We start from the raw sequence: 23779 nt of genomic DNA on the forward strand, positions 1-23779 counted from the left end.
CTCACCCCGCACTCGGGCGCGGGAGCCAGACCTCCCCATCCCTCTCCCGTCTGCGGGGGAGAGGGTGGCCGCAGGCCGGGTGAGGGGGCCGATCGGAAGAACGCCAAGCGTGGCGATCCGAACCCAGCCCCCCCTTGCACGGTGATCCAAGGGGCCGATCCGCCATTGCTCCGAGGCCCGCACCAGGGCACCGCGCTTAACTCGTGGTCGGCAATCGCAACCGGAAGGTCGCTCCTGCCCCCGGAGTCCCCTCGGCCTCGATCGTCCCCCCGTGGCCGGTGATGATGCTGTGGCTGATCGCCAGCCCCAGCCCTGTTCCTTCGCCGACCGGCTTGGTCGTGAAGAACGGATCGAACAGCCGGGGCAGGTGCTCGGGCTCAATCCCCCCGCCGTTGTCCTCGATCTCGATCACCTGCGCCTCGTCTTCATCCCGAAGCCGGATCGCAATCCGACCGCCCTCAGGACGGTCAAGGTCCTGGATCGACTGGCTGGCGTTAATCAGCAAGTTCAGAATCACCTGCGCGATCTGATTCGCCACGCACGGCACGCGGGCCAGGTCCGGCGGCGCATCCACCTCGACCGTGATCTTCGCCTTGCGCAACCGCCCCTGAGCCATTTCGAGGGCCGAGGCCACCAGCTCGCTCAGCGGCACCAGCTCCTTCGACGGCGGAGCGGTTCGGGCCATGCTTCGCAAGTTCGAGACAATGCTGGCCACCCGTTGCACCCCTTCTCGGGTCCGGGTGATCAGTCGATCGGTGTTGGCCCGCACGTAGTCCCAGTCCAGCTCGGCCTCGACCTCCTCGATCTGGCGGACCGCCTCGTCCGCCATCTTCGGACGAGCCTCCTCATAGGTCTCAATCAGGCTGAACACCCCGCGCAGGTCACGCTCCAGCACCGCGAGGTTGTTCGCCACATAGGCCAGCGGATTGTTGATCTCATGCGCCACCCCTGCGCTCAGCAAGCCGATTGAGGCCAGCTTTTCACTCTGAATCAGCATGTCCCGCATTCGCTGTCGTTCGGTCAGGTCGCGGATCGAGCCAATATACTGCAACTCCTTCCCCTGACCGAACGCATTGAGCGACAGCTCCAGGGGGAACAGTTGCCCCCCTTTGCGACGCCCTTGCAGCTCGACCGTCCGACCCACCAGCCGCTCCGACGGAGCCGCGCACTCGGTACAATCACTCCGGTCGCCAGGCTCCGAACCGTCTTCGGGGGTCAGCAGAACCAGCGACAGGGGACGGCCGATCACCTCGAACGCCTCGAAGCCGAAGGTCCGTTCGGCCGCCGGGTTGAACAACGTGATCTTCCCCTCGCAGTCAGCCACAATCACCGCGTCGAGCGTCGCCTCGGTCAGTTGCCGGTAACGCGCCTCCGATTCCAGCAGCATCCGGTTCTTCTGCGAGAGGACCTCGGCGTTCGACGCCTGCACCTCGGCAAATCGCCGCCGGGTTTCCTCCAGCGTCTTGCGCTCGCTGATGTCCCGAACCACCACTAGCACCGCCGTCTGAGCACCAAGCTGGATCGTTGAACTGGTGATCTCGACCGGAATCTTCTGCCCCCCCTTGGCCCGATGGGTCCCTTCGAACCGCATGTGACCGTCGCGCAGTTGCTGGCTCAGCCGCTCCGAGAACCCCTCGGCAAACCCCTCGGCGTCGATGTCAAAGGTCGTCAGCCGAAGCAGCTCGTCGCGGCTGTAGCCGAGCAATCGGCTCGCTGCCGGATTGGCTTCGAGAATCTTCCCCTCGGTGTCATGCACGAAGACCGCGTCTTCAATTCCATCAAAGAGTACTTGTGCCCGTTGCCGAGAGGCAACCAGCGCCGCTTCCATCTGCTTCTGCTCGGTGATGTCCTGAACCGTCGTCCGAATACCGAGCACCCGGCCGTCGGCATCAATGCGCAAGCGCTCCCGGATCATCACGATCAACGCCCGACCGTCCCGACGCCGATACGTCCGCTCGAAGGGAACCAGCATCCGACGCCCGGCAACCTTCTCGGCCACGGCCTGCCGCGCCAGATCACGCTGCGACGGATCCACCAGATCAAAGATCGGCCGACCGACCAGTTCCTCGCAGTCGTAGCCGAGCATCTCGCATTCGGCCCGGTTGATGGCCACGATCCGGCCGTCGCAATCAATCTCGTGATAGCCGAACGGTGCCTCGTCAAACAGGTGCCGGAACCGCGATTCCGACTCTCTCAACGCGCGCTCGGCCTCTTTCTGCTCGCTCAGATCCGTGATGAACGAGAAAAACGCCATCGGCCGGTCCGCTTCATCGTAGAGGACATCGGCCACCAGATCGACCGGCACCAGCCGCCCGTCGCGCGCCCGGTATTCCTTCTCGTACCGCAGCGGACGCCCCTCGGCCAGCAAGCGGTTGCGCGCGTCGATCGTCGTCTCGTGCCAACGTTCCGAGGTCAGGCCGACGATCGTCCGGCCGATCAGCTCCTCGGGCTCGTAGCCGAGCAGATCGCAAAAGGCCCGGTTGGCCCGCAGCAAGGTGCCAGCCAGCTCGACAATGATAAACGGTTGCGCCGATCGCTCCAGCAAGGCCAGCGCAAATGGACCCAGGCAACGGCTCAGCGAGTCTTCCACCTCGGCTCGGGGTGGCCAGTGGACCGATTCCGCCGTCACCAGCCCCGAACCGTCCTGCGGGTCCGGGATTCGTCTCTGTCCGGCAGACTCCACGGCTCGATCCTCCCCTCGAACCTCAAGCCGTTGCGCTCTCGTAACCCGGCGCGATCTTGACCCGATCCGCCCCAACGGAACACCATTGAAGTATACGGGCCGCTCCGGCGGTTCCTCCATGAAAAACCCGTCCCTTTCGGACGATTGCTCCCTCCTTTGGCGAGGTGCGTCGCGTCTTCGGTCCGCACCAATCTGCGGCGATTCCCAAGGGTCCGTGTTTCGACAAAGACGCGACGCCCTCCCAGGTTCGACGCCCCTCTGCTCACTCGTCTCGTTTCTTTCCCGTTCGAACGCCCCGAGGTCTCACCCCTTCCATGCCCGCGTACTCCCACCATCTGTTCATTTGCGGAAACGTTCGCGACCCCGGCCATCGTCGGGGCAGTTGCGACCCTTCCGGAGACGGCGACCTGCGCTCCGCCTTCAAAAAGGCCCTGAAGCGCGCCGGACTCGCCCAGGAGGCCCGCGCCAACTTTGCCGGATGCCTCGACCAGTGCGAGCACGGCCCGGTCGTCGTCATTTACCCCCAGGGCATCTGGTACGGTTCCGTGACCGAGGACGACGTGACTCGGATCGTCTCCGAGACCCTCGTTCACGGCCGCATCCTCGACGACCTCGTCATCGCCGACGGTTGCCTGAACAATCCCGATTGCCCGCACCGCTCCTAACCTTCCGATCCGACCGCTCGGGACGAGTCCACCACCTCATGAGCCACGCCGCCCCCCCTCCCGTCGTCGTCCCCACCATTGCCGAGTGCCGCCGCCTCGTGACTGAGGCCCGCGCCTCGGGCAAGTCGATCGGCTTCGTGCCCACCATGGGAGCCCTGCACGACGGCCACCTCCGTCTCATCGACGCCTGCCGACGCCATTGCGGCTTCCTCGTCACGTCGATCTTCGTCAACCCCACCCAGTTCGGACCGAACGAGGATTACCAGCGCTACCCCCGCACCCCCGACGACGACCACCGCCGTTGCGCCGAGGGGGGCGTCGACCTGATCTTCGAGCCGACCGTCGCCGAGATGTACCCGAACGGCCCGACCGCCACGTTTGTCGAGGTGCCGGGCCTCTCCTCGGTCCTTGAAGGCAAGAGTCGGCCGACTCACTTTCGCGGTGTGACGACCGTCGTGGCCAAGCTCTTCGGCATCGTCCAGCCCGACCTGGCCGCGTTCGGCCGCAAGGACTTCCAGCAACTGGCCGTCATCGCCCGGATGGTTCACGACCTCAACATGCCCATCCGCCTGCTGCCGGTCGAAACCCACCGCGAAGCCGACGGCCTGGCCATGAGCAGCCGCAACCGCTACCTCTCGGCCGATCAGCGCCGGGCCGCCGTCGTCCTCTCCCGAGCCCTTCAAACCGCCGCCGAGGCCGTCGCCTCGGGCGAGCGCTCGGCCGATCGGGTTCGACAGGATCTTGCCCAGGCGATAGAATTAGAGCCGCTGGCCCAACTGGACTACGCCGAAGTCGCCGACGCCGAGACGCTCGAACCGCTCGACGATCTTTCCGCCGGTCGACCGGCCGTCGCTCTCGTCGCCGCTCGGTTTGGCGACACCCGGCTCATCGACAACACCCTCTTGCCGACCGTAACGTCGGAATCTTCATGCAATTGAAGCTGCTCAAGGGCAAGCTGCACCAGGCCGCAGTCACTGGCTGCGCCCTGCACTATCATGGCAGTCTGACCCTCGATCCCGAACTGATGGCCGCCGTCGGCATCCTGCCGTACGAGGCGATTCTCGTCAGCAACATGGCCACCGGCGACCGTGCCGAGACCTACGCCATTCCCGGAACTCCCGGCGCTCGCCAGGTCGAGCTGAACGGCTCGATGGCGCGCCTCGGCGCTCCCGGCGACCGCATCATCGTCATGGCCTTTGCTTTGCTCGATCCCGACGAGGTCGAGGGCCATCAGCCCCGCGTCGTCGCGCTCGACCGAGAGAACCAGATCATCGAGCGGCTCGACGCCCTCTATGTGCCGCTCGCTCATCGCGCGGCTCTGACTCCCTGATCGTCCGAATGATCCCAGGGCCGATCCGATCGTTCGTTCTCCTCAACCGTTCGGCGAGCCCTTCCGCCGTCCTCCGTTCCCTTCTCCCCCTTCCCGGACGCCGCCGACCATGTGGCAGGTCCTGTTCGAAATCCCCGGCACCGGATTCCGCGTCCACGGCTTCGGCCTGATGCTGTTTCTGGCCTTCATCGTCGCGATGAATCTCGCCTCCTGGCTGGCCAAACGCTCCCGGATCGACCCCAACGACGTCTTCGACCTGGCCATCTGGGTGATCGTCGGCGGCTTGCTCGGTGCCCGAGGCTTCTATGTCCTCCAGCACCGCGAGGCCATCAGCACGTTCTGGGATATTTTCAAAATCTGGGAAGGGGGGATCGTCCTTTACGGCAGTCTCATCGGTGCCGGGATCGGCTTCACCCTGTTCTGGCGATGGCGGCGCTTTCCGTTCCTGCCGATGCTCGACGTCGTGGCCCCGGCCATTGCCATCGGCGTGGCCCTCGGTCGGGTCGGATGCTTCCTCAATGGCTGCTGTTTTGGAGATACGTGCGATCTTCCCTGGGCGGTCCAGTTCCCCTCCGGAACGCTTCCCTGGCTCGACCATGTCAGCGGGGGCCTGATCCCCTCCGATGCCCCTCGATCGCTCCCGGTTCACCCGACCCAGCTCTACTCGACCCTCGACGGCCTGATCCTCATGGCCTTGCTCCTGGCCTTTTTCCCGCTTCGCCGTCGAGACGGTGAGGTGATGGCCCTGTTACTCGTGACCTACCCCATCACCCGATTCCTGATCGAGCGGCTCCGCGACGATGAAGGGGCCATCTTCGCCGGCATGACCATCTCGCAGAACATGAGCATCGTGCTCTTGATCGGCGGGCTGGCCTTCTGGGCCTTCCTGCTCGGTCGCCCTCCCGGACGCCTTGCCGATCTCCCCGAATCGAGCGCTCCTTCGGCCTCGCCGCCAGGATCTTCGACCCGTTCCCGACCTTGACCCAGGCCGATCCGGCTGCATCAAATCCGCTGTCCGTCCGATACCAGAACGAAGCTCTGTTCATTTGCCGTCCTGAACCTCGGTCGTGCCCGGTCGTTCGCCCTCGGTTGGAAGCCTCGAATTCGACGAGGGCAGGGCAGGGCAGGGGTTCCGAACAGAACGGTGCTCGGTGCTCGGGGGCTGACAGGGCGGCGGAGGCGCGAGCGGACTCATGGACCACACGTCGATCCGAGAATCGGCCCTTGAAGCGCTCGACGCGATCGCCCAGTCGATGGGACTCGATCTCGATCTGGCCGACGCCATGCGCGCTCTCGCCGAGGCCGAGCGCGCCATCCCCGGCACCTGGCAAGAGACCTGGGCCGACCGGCTCGAACGGGCCGGGGCCGCGATGGGCTTGCGCATCGAGCGCTCGGACCAACCGGCCCAGGAGATTCTCACCCGAAGCTACCCCCTGACCCCGCTGCTCGCCTTTCTCGAACGCGACGACGGCCCCCGCTGGATCCTCGTCACGGCCTCCAAGGCCGGACAGGTTCGCTACGCCATCTTCAACGAGCCGTCGCAACGCGAACGCCCGTCTCCCCGCTGGGCCTCGGCCGACGAAATCGAGCGGCGGCTCGGCCCCGACGCCGATCGCGTCCGATGGGCCATGGTGCAGCCGCTCACCCCCCTGGAAGGCATGCGCGGCGGTCGCTTCGAACAGGAGGTCGCGGTCCCCCTCAAGCCGCTTTCCCGGCTCATCGCCCTGCTGAAGCCCGAGCGGCAAGATCTCGTCGCCATCGTCGTCTTCACCATCGTCATCGCCTTGCTCTCGCTGGCGACCCCAGTGGCGGTCGAACGCCTGGTCGTCACCGTCTCGCTCGGAACGACCTATCAACAGGTCGTCTCGCTTTCGGTGATGCTTTTTCTCGCGCTGGTCTTCTCGATGATCTTCCGGGTCATCGCCTACTACGTCATGGAGATCATCCAGCGCCGGATTTACGTCCGAATCGTCTCCGACATCTCCTTCCGTCTCCCTCGCGCCCGCCTCGAAGCCTTCGATCGCCAGCACGGCCCCGAGCTGGTCAATCGGTTCTTCGAATTCGCTCAGATCCAGAAGCTCTCCTCCATTCTCTTTCTCGACCTGCTTTCGCTCATCATTCAGGCACTGGTCGGCATGATCGTGCTGGCCTTCTACCATCCGTTTCTGCTGATCTTCGACGTGGTGGTGATCATCCTGGGCTTCTGGGTCGTGTTCGTGTCCGGCCGAGGGGCCATCGCGACCGTCATTCAGGAGTCTCACGCGAAGTACGAGTCGGCCGACTGGCTCGAAGAACTCGCCCGCAACCCGATCGCCTTTCGCAACCGAAGCGGTCCCGAGCTGGCCCGAGAGCGGGCCGACTCGGTCGCCCGGCACTGGCTCCGCGCGCGTCGCTTCCACTTCCAGATCGTCTTCAATCAGGTCATCAACGCCAACATCCTGGCCGTGACCGCCATCACCGGCATGCTCGCCCTGGGCGGCTGGCTCGTCATGAGCGGCCAGATGACGCTCGGCCAGCTGGTCGCCGCCGAGTTGATCGTCGCCGTCGGCACCAGCTCGTTGATCTCCCTCGCCAAGCACTTCGAAGGCTTCTACGACCTGATGGCCGCCATGGAGAAGCTCGGCTATCTGACCGATCTTCCGCTGCACAACGAACATGGGGAACAGCACCGCGTCGACCCCGATCGCGGGGCCGCCATCGAGCTTCACGAGGTCGCTTACGACTACCACAATCACGACGCTCACGGCCGAGACGACCAGATCCACGACGGCCACCACCTCGCCCTGGCCGAGCTCGACCTGGAGATCAATCCCGGCGAGCGCCTCGCCCTGATCGGACCCGATGCCTCCGGTCGCTCCACCCTTGTCGAGATCCTGGCCGGACTCCGAGACCCCTCAACCGGCCGCATCCTCTACGACGGGGCCGACTATCATGACATCCACGCCCGCCAGCGCCGCGAGGAGGTCCAGCTTGTCCGCCATGTCGAGGTCTTCCACGGTTCGCTCGTCGAAAACGTCCGCATGGGATGCGAAACCCTCTCCTTCGACGATGTGCAGGACGTCCTCGACCGCGTCGGCCTGCTCCGAGAGCTGGAAGCCTTCCCCCGAGGCATGCAGACCGAGTTGACCTCCGGCGGCGCTCCCCTCTCGGACGGCCAGGCCCGCCGCCTGACCCTCGCTCGGGCCCTCGCCAGTTCCCCCCGTCTCCTGATCATCGACCAGACCCTCGACGCCCTCGACCCCGGCGTTCGCGCGAAGGTTCTCGACGCCGTCTTCGATCCCCAGGCCCCCTGGACCCTCGTCGTCGTCACCCAAAGCGCCGACATTGTCGATCGCTGCCAGCGCATCGTGACCCTCAAACCCCCCTCGACTCCCGAGGCCCCCCTGGTCCGGCCGATCCCCCCCGACTCCTTCGCCCCTCCCGAAGATCACGACGACGACCGCGACCGCGACGACCATCGCCCCTGGTACATGAACCTCAGGACGACGCCCCCCGAAATTCCTCCCCGGCAGCAGGTGCTTCCGGCACTTCGGCTCGTGCAGTCGATGGGGCCGCTCCGCCGCCTGAGCAAGGTCCTGGTCGTCTTGCTCCTCCTCGCTCCGATCGCGATGGCCTTCGTCCCCTGGCGGCAGAACATTCCCGGCCAGGGCAGGGTGGTTGCCTTCAACCCCCAGGACCGCCGCCAGCCGATCCGAGCCACCATCGACGGCCGAGTCATGCGCTGGTGGGTCGTCGAGGGTTCGCAGGTCAAACGCGGCGACCGGATCGTCGAGCTGGAAGACAACGACCCCGCCTATCTCGAACGCCTGGAATTGCTCCTCGACGCCGCCCGAGAACGGGTCCGGGCCACCGACGCCAAACGCGTCGCGTTCGAGGAAGTCGTGACGGCCCTCACCGAAACCCGGACCCGAGCCATCGCGGCCGCTCAGAAGCAGCTCGACATCGCCATCCAGAATGTCGAGATCGCCCGCCAGAATCTCCAGGCCTCCGAGGCCCGCGTCCGCGCCACCGCCCCCGACTACGAACGCAAACGCCGAGGGGCCGCCGAAGGATTAGTGTCAATCCAGGACTTCCAGTTTGCCGAAAAAGCCTATGCCGAGGCTCGTGCCGATCTTGCCGCTAACGAGGCAGAGGTCAGCGCCGCCAACGAGCAGGTGGCCGCTCGCAGCGCCGAGCTCGATCGCGTTCGAGCCGAAATGCAAAGCCGAATCGACTCGGCCCGCGCCGACCTCGAAACGGCCCAGAACGACCTGGCCGAGGCTCAGCAAGGCGTCACCAACGCCGAGGTCGACCTCGCCCGCCAGAGCCGTCGCCTGGTGCTTGCCCCCCGCGACGGCACGATCTTTCGCATCTTGACTGGACAGGATACCGACATCGTGAAGATGGGCGATCCGCTCGCCCTGCTCGTGCCCGATTACCCCGACCCCATGAGCCGGACTGTCGAGCTTTACGTCAACGGCCGCGACATGCCCCTGATCGAGCCCGGCCGCGAGGTCCGTTTGCAGTTCGAGGGCTGGCCCGCCGTCCAGTTCATCGGCTGGCCGTCGGTGGCCGTCGGCACCTTCCCCGGTCGGGTCATCCTGGTCGATCCGACCGAAGACGGCTCCGGCCGCTTCCGGGTCCTCGTCGGCCCCCCGCTCGGTCAGCCCGAAGCCTGGCCCTCCGAGCGCTTCCTCCGGCAGGGGGTCCAGGTCCAGGGCTGGGTCCTTTTGCGACACGTCACGCTCGGCTACGAAATCTGGAGATTGATCAACGGCTTCCCCCCTTACGTCGCAATCGACGAACCCGTCACCGCCTCCTGATCCGCTCCCTTTCCCTCAACACTCGTGTTCCCCGGAACATCCGCACTCGGCTCGCCAAACGTCTTTGCATCAAGCCGAATGGGATCTGGTGAAGATGTGTTCCAAAGGTCCTGAACGTACCACCCCGATTTCCGGGGCGTATTGAGGACGATATGCACACGCGGATCTGGCTCGTCCTGCTCTCGATCTCCGCCTGGACCCTGGGAATGGCCTCCCAGCCCGGCGAAACGCATCTGGCGATGCAAGACACGCAGGAAATGCCCTTCCGCCCCTTCCCCTTCTCAATCCCTCCCGAGCGCCAGACCGGACCTCCTCGGGCCGAGGGTGAATTGCCCTCCGAACGCGGCTTGCCCCCCACCGACATGCCCGGTCAGCGCGAAGGACCGCCCCGAGCACAGGGCGTCGCGCCTCCCCTGTCTCAGCCCGATCAGCTTCGACCTCAGCCCCTACCCGGGCCTCCACCGCTCGGTCCCGTCCTCGGCGTGGGAGAAGACAGCGCGCTCCCTCCCATCTTCTCCCAGACGAAGCCGCTCGATCTGCCCGGCCTGTCGGATGATTCCCCCGGCGCCTCCAGTTTCGGCGGTGCTCGTTCCCTCGGCCCTGCCGACGGCTTCGGACCTCCCGCGCAGCTCGGCCCAAGACTCGGCTCCGACGTCGATCTCTTCGCCTCCCCCGGCCCGTTGCCGCCCATTGCCCCGGGAGAGCAGCCCGACCTGGACGAAATCCGAAGCCTCGTCGAGCCGATCGACCTGATCCCCTCCGAGGGGCTCTTTGCCGAATTCTCCCCGTTGCTTCCGCAGCCTCCTCCCGTGGCCGATCCCGATCCCCCCGCCCCCTTGAGCCTCTCCGAGATCCTCGTCGCGGCCGAATACGCCTATCCCCCGTTCCTCGAAATTCTCCAGCAGCCCCGCATCGCTACCGCCGACCTCCAGCGCGTCCTCGGCCCCTTCGATCTCCGCCTCGATGCCGAAGGGCGCAACTGGGCCCTCGGCTACTATCAACGCTGGCTCTACGACGTCTTCGTCTCCCAGCGATCCACCAACTGGGGCACGCGCTACTTTGCCGGCTACCGCCTTGGCCTTGGGGTCTGGCCGATCTATTACCAGTATCTCGACACGCTCAACGGCGGTGCCTACGTCGCCGGCATGGAACTTCCCTTGCTCAAAGATGGCCCGATCGACGCTGAACGCGCCAGGGTCATGCAGGCCGAGATCGCCCGTCGCCAGGTCACTCCCGCCGTCTCCCGACGCCGGATCGACCTCATCCGAGACGTCACCAAGGTCTACTGGAACTGGGTCGCCATCGGCCAGAACTACTGGATCAAGGCCGAGCTCCTTCGCATCGCCGAGGACCGCAACCGCGCCATCGCCCGACAGGTCGAGCTCGGCCTCGTCTCTCCCCTGGAGCTGGTCGACAACCAGCGGATCATCGTCCAGCGCCAGGCGATGGTCCTCGACGCCAAGCGACGCTTCCAGCAGGCCGCGCTCGAACTCTCCCTCTACAACCGAGACGCCCGGGGATTCCCCGATATCCCGTCCCCCGATCGCGTTCCCCCGGCCTTCCCCCAGATGCTCAAGCCCTCCGTCGATCGGTTAGGCGACGACATCGACGCCGCGCTCCTGCTCCGGCCCGAAATGCTCGACTTGAACCTCGAATCGCAGAGCCTCGACATCGACCGCCGCCTCGCCGAGAACTCCCTCCTGCCCGAGCTGAACTTCTACCTCTACGCCGAGCAGAACACCGGCCCCCCCAAGACCACCAACCGCAACGACATCGCCGCCCAGGTCGAGCAGCGGATCGAACGCAACAAGGCCCCCTTCATCATGGAAGCTTCGTTGCTCTTTTCCGTCCCCCTCCAGCGCCGCGAGCCCCGCGGACGCCTCCGCGTGGCCGACGCCAAGATCACCCAGCTTCGCCTTCGCCAGCAATTTCTCCGCGACCAGATCGCCGTGCAGGTCAAGGACGCCGTGGCCGCGCTCCAGGCCACCTATGGACAGATGATCGCGCTCGAACAGGCGTATGAAGCCGCCCGCCGCCTCGAACTGGCCGAGCGCCGCCGCTTCGAGCTGGGCCTCAGCAGCGTCCTGCTCGTTTACATCCGCGAACAGGCCACCGCCGACGCCCTCTCCCAGACCGTCGACGCCGGCTACCGCTTCTTCACCGCCCTGGCCGACTACCGCGCCGCTCTCGGCATCGACGCCCTCCCCCCCGATTCCGTCACCGTCCCCTTGCCCCCCGACCACTTCAGCACGCTCGAATATCACAAGACCGGCCGCTATTGATCGGGACTGGCCCTCGCCGATGGAGGAACCCCGGAGATTGGGCCCCTGGACTTGAATTGCCTTTGTCTCCGAGGTTCGGTCTTCTGGCCCCTCACCAGACGATTCCTGCCCCCTCCTCGCCGTTCGACTCGCCGACCAATTGGATCAGCGGGACCAATCCGTACCGCCAGAGCGAACCGGTTTCGATGGCGTTGCCATAAGGATCCTGGTTGGCGTCGATGGCCGCCGGTTTATCGATCGCGACCACCTGATAAGGGACGCAGTTGGAAAAGGTGAGTGTGATCGACGAACCTGCAGACAAGTCGATCTTGTTGTTTTGGTCTTGCGGAATGTCCAGGGAACTCGAATACCAGCCTTCGATCTTCCAGACCACAACGTCCACAGGGCTGTTGTTCTGAAGCAGGAAGCTTTGGAACCCTCGCTCTCCCACGGTGAGGTCGGGACTGGGCGTGGGTGCGCCGTCCCCCACCGGAAAGGCTTCGAGCCGGTAGGTCGCCTGCCGCGTGATGATCTGGTTGCAATCGGTCCCGGAACTCGTGCCACAAGTCGAAAGCTCGATGTCACGAATGGGCTGTTCGTTCTCCTTGATCACGATGCGGACAGCATCCTTCACCTCCCAGCTCAAACAGACGCTGTTGCCCTGGCAAGGGACAAAAATCGCACCGTTGTGCCACGCGTTGAACGAGACAATGTCAGCGGGAATGGCCTGGACGTCGAGCACCCGTGCATTGCTCTGCAACCCTCGACTCGTGACCGACACGGTCCAGCTTCCCGGTGGGAAATTGCTACCCCGGCATCGAATCGAGGTCGCGCTGATGGTGAGGATTTCCAGCGTCCGGGTCGCTTCCCCCGCCTTCGACGCCCTCACCACCGTCTCTCCCGCCTTGAAGCATGAGCCCGTCAGTTGCAGCTCGAAGGTCCGACAGGCTTGCACGGCCTGCGGGGCAATGGCGTCGAGCGTTGGCGTGTCGAAGACCTCAATCGTCATCGAGTCGCTCAGGTGCCCCGGCGCGGTGGCCGTCAACACAACATCTAGACACCCTGTTCCGGTCGCGGTGACCGACATGCTACTCGTGTCCTGTCCCTCGGGAATCACGACCGTTGCTGGAACCTGGAGCCGGCTGGGGTCGCTGCTGGAGAGCGAAACTGTCTCGCCCCCCGCCGGCGCCGGGCACGAGATCCGCACCGTGACGTTGGCCGACTGACCCACTTGCAACGACTCCGGCCCCGTCAGGTGAACCTTTTGATACCGCTCGATCGTGATGTTTCCTTCAACCTTGCCGCAGCTTGACCCGTTGACCACCGATGCCGCGCGGATGACATACGACTCATCCTCCCGAGCCGTCACCCCCAGGCTTCCTCCCGGCGGCAGGTTCTGACCCACCACTGTTCCGTCCGACGCGATCACCTCAACTCTGATGTACTGGTCCGGGTCGGCCCAACCGCTCTCGCTCCCCAAATCAATCTGCCAGGAGAGCACCACCTCGGTACATCCTTCAGCAGCCAGCGAAAGCTGCGTCACGCCGCTGGCCGACCCCTCCAAACCAGACGCATGAAGCGAAACCAATCGGGGAGGAGGCACCACGTCCAGCCGGTTCCGACCCGTGCACGCAATCTGGAGTGGACCTAATCCGGCTTCGAACAGGTCGAGCACAGGATTGCGCGACATCCCGGCCATGCGGAAACAGGAGTCGATGAACGCGATGTTTCCAGGAGTCTGAACTGTCCCCCGGAACCCGACGCACCCAGAGAACTTCGCCTCCTTCAACCGTACTCGGATCAGGTTCGACGAGCGGCTGATCGTCTCCAGCAGAACCTTCTTGTTGAATGCTCGCTGAAGCACGGCAAAGCATTGGCCCGCCCCCCCGAATGATTGGCCCTCGACCGGCCGGATCTCCAACTCGACATTCGAGGCCCCGAGACAGACCGCCGATGGGCTGATGCTGCCGATGTCCTCAACCCGAGGGCACATCGCCGGAGGCTGATAATTCGACGCCGCGTCCACAATCTCGTCCACGCAATCGACCCAGAACCCGCACGGAAAGCCCCCGCCGCCACCGGGGCTCGGCGTCCCTGGCCCTGGCACCGGAATCCCCCCTCCGCCTCCTGGAATGGGTCCGCCGCCAGGTCCACCTCCAGGGATCGGTCCGCCCTCCGGAATCGGCCCTCCTCCGGAACCTCCCCCCGGAAAAGGGCCGCCATCGGGCCAATCCAACGGCTCGTCGGGACCCATCCCGCCGCCGGGTCCAGAGGGTTGCCACCCGGTGAAACCGCCGACGCGTCCCGTTCGCCCGTCGAGCACGTCGTCCCGAAACGCTTCGAGCGCGAACGCCCGGTCCTTGATCAGGTCGGCCGTCTGGCGCGTCAGCGCTCCTGGTTGCGTCAGGTCGCCCAGCCGTTCCGCCCGCAACCGATCAAGCAGGAATCCGGCCGCCGTCGCCACGAACGCCCCCGCCGCATCGACGATGCACGGGGAACCGTCCGGCTGAGGACCGCCGAACGATCGCGGACCACCCCGGCCGCGCCCTCCTCCCGGTGGCATCGGCCGCATCGGCCGGCCCGAGAAGGTCATGGCAACCCCCGCTCCCGACGGACCCCCCGATCCCCCAGGGACGACGCCCCGACCTGGTTCCCCGACCAGACGGAGAAACGCCCGATTGGCCGCGCGATCCCCTTCCAGCACCCTCCTCCCCAACGCAGCCAGCGTGTTCAACTCGCGAATCGACGCATTGACCCATGCCGGAACTCTCGGGCGTCCATCCAGCTCCATCCCCTGGCCCTTCAGCGCCTCAGCCATCCGTGCGAGCGTGCCCACCGCCACCAACGCCGGACCCGAGGCCGGACGCGGCGGTGCGACGGCCGCTTGCGGAGCCATCGTCGCCGCCGGCCGGTCCAGGACGACCCGCAGTTGACTTGCACTCGATCGCGGGACGATCGTCTCGGCCCTCCCCATCACCGAGCCCCGATCACACAGCACCCTCAACTCGACCGACTCGGGTGAGCTCCCCGACACCGCCTCCCCTCGCAGCAGAAACCGCCCCCCTTGATCCACGGCAACCCGGCAGATTTCCTTCCCCGTACCCGGCTCGACCACACACACTTCCTTCGGTTTCCCCGTCGGCCGGCCATCCGCATTGTGGATCGTTCCCAGAAGAAAACCCGCGCCGCGTTTCGCTGAGTTGCCGCTCATTTTCACCACCTGTTCACGAATCAACGAATAACAGAGACGTTCTACTTAATGACGCTTGTGTGATTGTCCCGAGCCATCGGATGAGACCTCGGTTCCGCTCATGTAACGCGTCCCGAACCCAGAAGGCCCAGAACGCCGCCAGCTTCGTGCGGTGGAATCCTCATGTCAACGCTTTTATCGAAGAAAAATCTCGACGGATGTGCTGAAGTTTTGACCAGGAAAGCATAAGATTCTTCAACAAAAAAACTTGATTTTACTTTAACGTTTATGATGTGTTCGATTCTTGTCGAAGAAGTCTTTCCTGTCGGTCGCAGCACTCGCCAGGGCGATCTGTTCCGGACCCGTTGCGTCTGAAATCGGAGCAGGCGACTGTTCGACGAACCGTCGGTCGTTTGGTATGCTGGTTCTTCGGCTGGCCGAGTCCGTCGGGACCGGGCCTCCTCCCTCGGCCGACCAGACCGTTTTCAACGCCTCTTGAGCCTTCACGATGAAGCACTGCCTGCTCGTCGTCGACGATGAACCGGACGTTTGCGACTCGGTTCATGACCTCCTGCGCCGCGAGTTTCGCGTTCTGAAGGCCCACGGGGCCGAGGAAGGATTGCGGCTGCTTCGTGAACACGACGTCCACATCATCATGACCGACCAGCGGATGCCCAGCATCACTGGCGTCGACTTCCTCACCCGGGCCCAGGCCCGAATGCCGCAGGCAATCCGGATGCTCTACACCGGATTCACCGACCTCGAATCGATCATCGCGGCGATCAATCACGGCCACATCTATCAGTTCCTCCGCAAGCCCTGGCAGCCTGAGGAACTGCTCGACGCCGTCCGGTCGGCCGCCGCCGAGTACGATCGTCTCGTCGCCGTCGAGGAAGATCGGCTCCGTCTCAAGCAGGAGCTGGAACTGCTCAATCACCGGGTCTCCTGCCTCGAGGCCCAGATCGAGCGGCTCGGCGGCACCTTGCCCCTGGCTCCGGCTCCGTCTTCCTCGGACTCCTCGTCCACCCAAACAGCCCCCCGGAACGCCGATGAAACCGCGACCTGATTCCCGCTGACCGGCCGACTTGCCCGCTCCCGACCGCGTCCCGTCCGGCCTCCACGCGATGCCGGACCGAGACCCTCGACGTCTCTTTCGCCTCGGTTTCCGCGACCCGCGATCAGACCGGCTCCCCTTGTCGCTCGACGCTCTCCCGACCAGGACGCACCCCGTTCAGTCCGTCTCATGGATCGTCTTCACACCCTGCTGATCGTCGATGACGAGCCGAGCCTCCTGGAAAGCCTTTCCGGTTTGCTCCGCCGTCGGTTCCGGGTCCTCACAGCCTCCAGCGGTGAGGCGGCGCTCGCCCTGCTCGACGCCGGTGAATCCGTCCACATCATCCTCTCCGATCAGCGCATGCCCGGCATGAGCGGCGATGTCCTCCTCTCCCGGGCCCGACTCTTGGCTCCCGAGGCTATCCGCATCCTCTTTACCGGCTATGCCGAGATTGGAGCGGTCATCAACGCCGTCAATCGCGGCGAGATCTTCCGCTTCCTCCTCAAACCCTGGGAGCCCCAGGAACTCGAAGCCGTGCTCGATCAGGCGGTCGCCCAGCACGACCTGATCGCCGACCGCCGCCGACTCGTCGAGCAGCTTCAGGCCGCCAACGATCGCCTCACGATCGCTAATCGCGAGCTCACGGAACTCAACGAGGTCAAAAGCGCCTTCCTCGAAGTCGCCAGCCACGAATTCAACACCCCGATCACCCTCGTCCACGGCATGAGCGAGTTGCTTCGCCTGCTCAAGCCCGACCGAGACGAGGCCGAGGCCGAGCTCCTGGAGAAGCTCTCCGAAGGCTCCCGACGCCTCGCCCGACTCGTCGCCGATACCCTGAAGCTCATGAAGGCCCAGGACTTCCGCCGATCGCTCCACCTCGCCCCCGTCGACCTGGCCCACCTGCTCGACGACGTGGCCGATCAGGTCCACCCCTTCCTCCATGCCCGTTCCCAGCGCCTCGACCGCCAGTACGACCCCGGCCTCGGCCGGGTCACGGTCGATCCCGACAAGATCCGAGACGCCCTGGTCAACCTCCTGACCAACGCCATCAAGTTCACCCCCGATGGTGGCCTCATCCAGCTCCTCGCCGAGCCCCAAGGCCCTGACCAGGTCGTGATCCACGTCGTCGATCATGGCGTTGGGATCGAGGCCCGTGCCGTGGCTCGGATCTTCGAACCGTTCTTCACCGAATTCGACCCCACAAGCCACTCCTCAGGCAACTTCGGCTTCCAGAAGCGCGGGCTGGGCCTCGGGTTGAGCCTCGTCAAGAAGTTCGTCGAGCTTCACGGCGGCCAGGTGTCCGCCCACAGCTCGCCAGGGCTGGGGACCACCGTCTCCGTGACCCTGCCCAGACAGCCCGATCCCGAGCACCAGCCCCCGCTGTCCGAAACCGGATCGAGCGGGTAGAATATTCCGGGCCTGGATGTTCGACGTTCGTTGGTCGTGCCTGTGCCAACTGGCCCTCCACGGTATTGACCCAACCCGCCGCCTCTCCCCCTCAGGGGGTCTTATGCCGACCGCGCTGATTGTTGAAGACGAACCCGACGCCAACACGCTGCTCTCGATGCTCGTCCAGATGCGCGGCTACCGACCCCAGTCGGCCCTCGGCGGCATCGAGGCCCTCGAACAGTTGAACCAGCACCGGCCCGACGTCGTTCTGCTCGACCTGATGCTCCCCGACCTCAGCGGATACGAGGTCTGTCGCGCCATCAAGGCCGCCCGAGAAACCGCCCTCATCCCCGTCGTCGTCGTCTCGGCCGCCCGCGTCGAGGAAAACGAGGCCCGCTCTTACGCCGCTGGCGCCAACGACTTCGTTCCCAAGCCCTACACCCCCGACCAGATCTTTCGCGCCCTCTCGGCCGCCGACGCCTGGCGGCAGGATGTTGGCCGACGCCCCGCCGAGGGCTGTTTCAGCTTCGACCTCCGCGACCCCCTCGAACCGCTCCGCGAGCTGTCTCGCCTCCGCAGCCTCCTCCGCGCCTGGACCCCCTTGCCCAACGATTCGCTCTGTTCCGTGATCGTCGCCCTCCGCGATCTCTGGGATTCCGCCTCCTCCTGGGGACGACGGCAGGAAGGCTCCGTCACCGGACGACCGATTGCCTCGGTCCACTATCGCCTCGAATCCGACCGCCTGGTCTTCTCCATCGAAGACCGCAGCGACGGCTGGCTCCGCCACGACGCCCCCTCCACCCCTGAATCCCTCCACGGTCTTCCTTCCGAGTTCGTCGAAACCGAACGCCACGACGACCGCCTCGTCTTCGTCTGCCGACACTCCCAGGTCGATCCCGAGCCCGATCTCGACTTCGATTCCGACCTTCACGACACCGACGACGTCCACTGATCGCTCCCGATTGACCCTGCTCCGATCGACCGCCCAACCCGAACCTGTTCCTGTTCCTTCCCTCGACTCGCTCCGGAATCGGCCACGACACGCCCCGTCCAACTCGCTACACTACCTCGCCCGATTCCCAGTCACTCACTCCGCCCCTTCCCGTGCCACGTTCGAGCGATGGGGGACGATTGCCGATGCCTGAGCCGACGGTCCCGATCCCGGAGCGTTCCTTCCGATCCAACTCCCGGCTCGTCGGCCTTTACCACGCGCTCTTACGCCAGCAGCTCGACCACTTCTTCCCCGACTCCCGCCTCCGCCTCGAAGGCGACCACAGCCCGATCCACTGGAACGCCCGCCCCGACGAGCCCAACTACCACCTCCTCAGCGACCCCGACGGCCTCGATCTGATCATCGACTGGTTCGGCTCCCGCTACGTCTTCCAGCCGGTCAGCCCCGTCCCCTTGCTCAGCTCCGAGCGCAGGCTCGTCGAAACGATCGTCCGCGTCCTCGACCTCCGCTTCCGCACCCTCATCGACATCGACGCCGTCGACCGCACCGAGCTATTCGACTACGCCCTCGAAGACGTCATCGTCACCGAATACCTCAACCCTCCCGCTCCCATGCGCCTCCCCGTGGCCATGGAAGCCATGCGCATGGCCGCGCTCTCGACCTACGAGGATCGCCGCGTCTCCTCCGGCGCCCTCTTGCTCGGCACCGAGACCGACCCCGCCTTCCCCGACCGCACCAACGCCCCCGACGCCCCCCGATACAACGTCCGCCTGACCTCGATCAAGATCATCCATCGCCTCTGCGACGGCCTCCGCACGGTTTTCGTCGTCGACCGTCGCGGCGACCTCGCCTGGGCCGTCGACATCGAACGATGGACCGAGCGTGTCCAGGGCCACGCCCCCTTGCCCGCCCCGTGCCCCCGACGCTTCGAGCACCATGCCCGAGCCACCCGTACCGGCGATCACGTCGGCCTCGTCCTCTCTCCCTCTCAGGAAATCAAAGTCTTTGCCGGAGGCGTGCCCGTCTTCACCTTCGCCAACGCCCGATGGCGCTTGCTCGACGTGCCCAACAAGTTTGCCTCCTGGACCAGGGCCGTCGGCGACCAGGCACCCCCCGGCCTCGCCGCCCGGCTCTTTCAGGCCGCCATGAACCTGTCGGAAGACCGAGTCGGCGCCCTCATCGTCCTCCTGCGCGACCCCGAGGAATCGCTCCCCCACCTCGTCGCTCCCGGCGACCGGATCGAGGACATGCTCCCCCTCGATCCCGACGCCCCCGCCGACCCCGACCATCTTCCCCCCCGCATGGCCAAACGCGCCTTGCATCACCTGATCTTCAGCCGCCGGGTCGGCGACCTCGACGCCTCGGTCCTTGAAGCCGTCGCCGGCATCGACGGCGCGGTCGTCGTCGATCGCCGCGCCCAGCTTCTCGCCTTCGGCGCGATCCTCCGCATCACCCCCGAGGCCATCCTCGCCGCCCGAGCCTCCGAAGGCGCCCGCACCGTCGCCGCCCTGGCCGCCAGCTACCACGGCCCCGTCCTCAAGGTTAGCCAGGACGGCGTCATGTCCATGTTCCTCGGCGGCCGCCGCGTCTGGGAACTCTGATGAGGCAGTAGGCGGCGATGAGCCCTCAACCTTCCGGCCTCTGGTCCTTCCGATCACTTCCCGCTGTTCTCCGGTCCTCATCGCAATCCGGTCGACTCCCTTCCATCCTCTGCCTACCACCTACCGCCTACTTCTTTCTGCCTACTGCCTACTGCCTACCGCCTACCGCCTACTGCCTACTGCTTACTGCCCATGCCCACCAGCAACCCCTTCCACCGCGCCATCTACCTCACCGGCCCGACCGCCTCGGGCAAGACCGCCGTCGGCATTGCCCTCGCCGAGCGGCTCAACGCCGAGATCCTCGCCCTCGACTCCATGACCCTCTACCGAGGCATGGACATCGGCACCGCCAAGCCCACCGCCGCCGAGCGCCGAGGGGTCCCGCACCACCTGATCGACGTGCTTGATCCCTGGCAATCCGCCTCCGTCGCCGACTACCGCGCCTGGGCCGCCGAAGCCCTGGCCGACATCGCCTCCCGCAACCGGCCCGCCCTCTTCGTCGGTGGCACGCCGATGTACCTCAAGGCCCTCCTCCGCGGCCTCTTCGACGGACCCGCCGCCGACCCCGCCCTCCGCCAGACGCTCGAAGCCGAGGCCGACCGCCTCGGCAACGCCGCGCTCCACGCCCGCCTCGCCGCCGTCGATCCCCCCACCGCCTCCCGCCTGCACCCGAACGACCGCCGACGGATTATCCGCGCCCTCGAAGTTGTCACCCTCACCGGCCGACCCCTCAGCGCCCTCCAGCTTGAGCACGACCAGCCCGCCCCCGCCTCCGTCCCCGTCGTCTGCCTCGACCGCCCCCGCGCCGAGCTGTACGACCGCATCAACCGCCGCGTCGCCGCCATGTTCGCCGACGGCCTGATCGACGAGGTCCGCCGCCTCCTCGCCCAGCCCCACCCTCCCCACCCCGTCCCCATGCAAGGCGTCGGCTACCGCGAGGTCCTCGACCTCCTCACCGGCCGCCTCCCCTCCGAGGCCGCCGCCATCACCCTCATCCAGACCCGCACCCGCCAGTTCGCCAAGCGCCAGCTCACCTGGTTCCGCTCCCTCTCCGAGGTCCAGTTCCTCTCCCTCTCCGACCCCGAACCCCCCGACCACACCGCCGACCGCCTCCTCGCCCTCCTCCCCCGAGCCGAGTCCCCCTCCTGAACATCTCGTGATCCGCTCCCGTCCCGGGCCATTCATTCCCCCTCGCGCAGAATGATGCTCAATCTCAACGCGCAACGTTGCGCCGCGTCCTCATCGACGCTCCGCACCCTCTGAAAAACGGCAACATCGGGACGAAGTCATCTGCCTCTGTCCGTCGAAGCCCGAGAATCTCCTTGCAATCTCCAGCGATTGCAGGCACAGTGCTGATGCGACGCTCAGGATGAAACGAGCGTTTAGGCCGTGTTCTGCCGCGTTTTTTTGGGGTCGCCGGTTTGCCGCAACAGGGACGAATCGCGCACCGAAACAAGGTTGGACTTCGAATCGCGTCCGAGTCCGAGGTGGCCCCAGGTCATCTGGACGCAGCCGAGGAGAATGCACCATGCCTCTCGTTCAGGTGAAGGTCATCGAGGGCGTCTTCTCGGAGGCCCAGAAGCAGGAGATGATCCGCAAGCTCACCGACGCGATGGTTTCCATCGAAGGAGAGAACATGCGTGCGGTCACCTGGGTGGTCGTCGAGGAGGTGAAGAGCGGCAGTTGGGGGATCGCCGGGAATCCGTTGACGACGGCGGATGTCCAGGCACTTGCCGCTGGCCAATCGCCATCGGATCCCGCCGCCTGACCGCTCTCATGGCCCCGGCCCGCCGCGGCCCGTCTCGAGAGTTCGATCAGTTAGGTTCCTCTCCCCGGGCCGATCCGCTGAGGTTGCTCGTAAGGCCCTAGACTTAGTGGAGAATATTGATGCGTCTCGCCCTCGTCCTCGCCATCTCGATCGCTGGATTCTCGATCAACCCGGCATCCGCCGAGTTCGCCACCTCTCTCGTCGAGAGTTCACCACTTTCCGGTGGAAGTCCGACCAATGTGCTTGGCGCGCCGGACGGGCTGATTGCCGGCTTCGATCAAGTCGACGCCTCGACCCCTGGGTTCGTGACCGTGAGCTTCGACCGGACGTTCGTCGATGTCATCGGCTCGGATCTTCTGATCCATCTCGTCGACTGGATCCCGGGCGACGACGAAGTCTTCGAGGTTTTTGCGAGCCTCGATGGGACCGCCGGCTCGTTCCTCAGCCTCGGGGCCTCGGGCACGCCGTCAGGAGGGGTCGACCAGCCCGTGACCCTCGGGTTCGACTTGGCCACTGCAGGATTATCCGCCGCTCGATTCGTCCGAATCCAGAATCTGCGCATCGACCTGACGAACGCCTTCGAGGGGCCAGACATCGACGCTGTCCAGTCCGTCCGAGCCGTGCCCGAGCCGGGTGGCCTCTTCTTGCTGGGCCTCGGGCTGATCGGGCTGACCGGGTATGCCAGAAGAAGGGGGGCGGTTCGCCGTGGCAAAGCCGAAGCCGTGCCCTCGTCCTGCAATTGAGGAGTGCCTGGCCATGCCGCATACGCCGTGCTCGACAGCCCCGGCTCGCCGGGTGTCCCGGGTTCCGCGCTAGCGGAACCCGGGCGAGGGGCCGGCTGGCCTCTGCGGCTTTACCCGGGTTCCGCTGGCGCGGAACCCGGGACACCCAGGCGAGACGAACCGCTTGACGGTGTCGGCATACGTTCCGAAAGCCAAGAGGGTGGCACGGGTTCTGCCTTCGAAACCCGTGTCTCGTCGTCCGAAACAGCCCTCAGATGCCACCCTACCCCTTGGCGACACCTCCAACGGGCTGGGATCCCGCGAGCCACCCACCCGATGCTCAGGCCGGCGAGCCCCCGCTCGGGCTCAAGGCCGGTTGCGACCCGGCATACACCTCCAACCCCGACCGCGCCCGCTTGGCCGCATACATCGCCAGGTCGGCATGTCTGAGCAAGCGAGACACATCCCGTCCCTGGTCCGGCCAGGTCGCAATCCCCAGACTCGCCCCGACCGTCAAGCGCTGCTCACCGACCCGCATCGGCAGGCCGATCGAGGCCAGAATCGCCGCCCCCACCCGCCGCGCGCGCAGTTCATCGGCCCCACGCAGCACAATCCCGAACTCATCTCCACCCAGCCGCGCCACCAGATCGTCCCGGGTCACCACCTTCTGCAGCCGAGGACGCATTTGCATCAACACCTCATCCCCCGCCTCGTGCCCGAAGGTGTCGTTGATCCGCTTGAACCCGTCGAGATCCAGCAGCAGCAACGCGAACGGCTCCCCCCCCGCCTCCACCTCGTTCAGCGCCTTCGACAGTGCCTGAAGCAGCTTCGAGCGGTTCGGCAAACCGGTCAGCGCGTCGTGGGTCGCCTGATACGCCAGTTGCTCCTCAATCCGCTTTCGATCGGTGATGTCCACCAGCACGTTCGACGCCCCCAGCAACCGACCCTCGGCGTCGCGCATCGGGTTCGCGTGCGCCAGGGCCCACCGAATCGCGCCGCTCGGCTGCTCGATCACCACCTCCTGCCCGTTGTACGACGCCTGGTCCCTCAGCGCCAGCGCCATCCAGCATTCCTCATGCGGCATCAACCGCCCATCCGCGTAAAACAGGCGATACGAGCCGCAGAATCGGTCCGCCGGATCATTGATCCGCGGCGTCCGTCCCCACACGTCCACCGCGTTCCGGTTGCAGTAGGTAATCAACCCCGACACATCGCACGTATACGCCGCCGCCGGCAGCGTGTCGAGCACCTGCAGCAGAAACGATTGCGACTGCCCGGAATCGTGTATAGAGGCGTCCATGATCGTCATCCGACATCACGTCGTCCGAGCAAGACAAGGTCGCCATGACTCCTGAGCATGGT

General features: G+C 65.7%; 16 protein-coding genes. 13 read left to right on the forward strand and 3 right to left on the reverse strand.

The window, feature by feature from the left end:
* Positions 1-196 precede the first annotated feature (196 nt).
* Positions 197-2683, reverse strand: a complete 2487-nt coding sequence (locus tag HG800_RS13965) for a PAS domain-containing sensor histidine kinase (RefSeq protein WP_169977249.1) — start codon at positions 2681-2683, stop codon at positions 197-199.
* 314 nt (positions 2684-2997) lie between these two features.
* Between HG800_RS13965 and HG800_RS13970 the strand changes: the two genes are divergently transcribed.
* From HG800_RS13970 to HG800_RS28000, 6 genes are all read left to right on the forward strand, one after another.
* Complete coding sequence (locus tag HG800_RS13970; RefSeq protein WP_169977250.1) at positions 2998-3348, forward strand: (2Fe-2S) ferredoxin domain-containing protein; 351 nt, start codon at positions 2998-3000, stop codon at positions 3346-3348.
* A gap of 38 nt (positions 3349-3386) precedes the next feature.
* On the forward strand, positions 3387-4286 hold the full coding sequence (panC, locus tag HG800_RS13975; RefSeq protein ID WP_169977251.1) for a pantoate--beta-alanine ligase: 900 nt from the start codon (positions 3387-3389) through the stop codon (positions 4284-4286).
* Entirely contained in the window at positions 4277-4678 is a 402-nt protein-coding gene (gene panD, locus HG800_RS13980; RefSeq protein ID WP_169977252.1) for an aspartate 1-decarboxylase, read from the forward strand. Before panC ends, panD begins: the two co-directional genes overlap by 10 nt.
* Before the next feature lie 109 nt (positions 4679-4787).
* Positions 4788-5660, forward strand: a complete 873-nt coding sequence (gene lgt / locus HG800_RS13985) for a prolipoprotein diacylglyceryl transferase (protein ID WP_169977253.1) — start codon at positions 4788-4790, stop codon at positions 5658-5660.
* A 211-nt stretch (positions 5661-5871) separates the two neighbouring features.
* Positions 5872-9480: an ATP-binding cassette domain-containing protein gene (locus HG800_RS13990; protein WP_169977254.1), complete on the forward strand. Its 3609-nt coding sequence runs from the start codon at positions 5872-5874 to the stop codon at positions 9478-9480.
* 152 nt (positions 9481-9632) lie between these two features.
* Positions 9633-11762, forward strand: coding sequence for a TolC family protein (locus tag HG800_RS28000; protein WP_169977255.1), 2130 nt, complete (start codon positions 9633-9635; stop codon positions 11760-11762).
* A gap of 91 nt (positions 11763-11853) precedes the next feature.
* On the opposite strand, the gene HG800_RS14000 is transcribed toward HG800_RS28000, so the two are convergent.
* Positions 11854-14952, reverse strand: a complete 3099-nt coding sequence (locus HG800_RS14000) for an Ig-like domain-containing protein (RefSeq protein WP_169977256.1) — start codon at positions 14950-14952, stop codon at positions 11854-11856.
* Positions 14953-15439: 487 nt separating this feature from the next.
* On the opposite strand from HG800_RS14000, the gene HG800_RS14005 reads away from it, so the two are divergent.
* The 7 genes from HG800_RS14005 to HG800_RS14035 all read left to right on the forward strand — a co-directional run bounded on the left by HG800_RS14005 (position 15440) and on the right by HG800_RS14035 (position 22438).
* Positions 15440-15997 (forward strand): response regulator, encoded by a 558-nt coding sequence (locus HG800_RS14005; RefSeq protein ID WP_169977257.1) that lies wholly within the window; start codon positions 15440-15442, stop codon positions 15995-15997.
* Between the two features lie 177 nt (positions 15998-16174).
* On the forward strand, positions 16175-17392 hold the full coding sequence (locus HG800_RS14010; RefSeq protein WP_169977258.1) for a hybrid sensor histidine kinase/response regulator: 1218 nt from the start codon (positions 16175-16177) through the stop codon (positions 17390-17392).
* A 103-nt stretch (positions 17393-17495) separates the two neighbouring features.
* Positions 17496-18326 carry a response regulator gene (locus HG800_RS14015; RefSeq protein WP_169977259.1) on the forward strand — a complete coding sequence of 277 codons (831 nt, stop codon included), beginning with the start codon at positions 17496-17498 and terminating at the stop codon, positions 18324-18326.
* Positions 18327-18511: 185 nt separating this feature from the next.
* Positions 18512-19927: a diadenylate cyclase gene (locus tag HG800_RS14020; RefSeq protein ID WP_169977260.1), complete on the forward strand. Its 1416-nt coding sequence runs from the start codon at positions 18512-18514 to the stop codon at positions 19925-19927.
* 192 nt (positions 19928-20119) lie between these two features.
* Positions 20120-21076: a tRNA (adenosine(37)-N6)-dimethylallyltransferase MiaA gene (gene miaA / locus HG800_RS14025; RefSeq protein WP_169977261.1), complete on the forward strand. Its 957-nt coding sequence runs from the start codon at positions 20120-20122 to the stop codon at positions 21074-21076.
* Between the two features lie 379 nt (positions 21077-21455).
* A complete protein-coding gene (locus HG800_RS14030) occupies positions 21456-21695 on the forward strand; it encodes a tautomerase family protein (RefSeq protein WP_169977262.1) in 240 nt (79 codons plus the stop codon).
* A 119-nt stretch (positions 21696-21814) separates the two neighbouring features.
* On the forward strand, positions 21815-22438 hold the full coding sequence (locus HG800_RS14035) for a PEP-CTERM sorting domain-containing protein (protein ID WP_169977263.1): 624 nt from the start codon (positions 21815-21817) through the stop codon (positions 22436-22438).
* Between the two features lie 319 nt (positions 22439-22757).
* Here HG800_RS14035 and HG800_RS14040 read toward each other — a convergent pair whose 3' ends face one another.
* A complete protein-coding gene (locus HG800_RS14040) occupies positions 22758-23717 on the reverse strand; it encodes a GGDEF domain-containing protein (RefSeq protein WP_169977264.1) in 960 nt (319 codons plus the stop codon).
* Between the last annotated feature and the right edge of the window lie 62 nt (positions 23718-23779).

Source organism: Tautonia rosea (assembly GCF_012958305.1).
Lineage (GTDB): Bacteria > Planctomycetota > Planctomycetia > Isosphaerales > Isosphaeraceae > Tautonia > Tautonia rosea.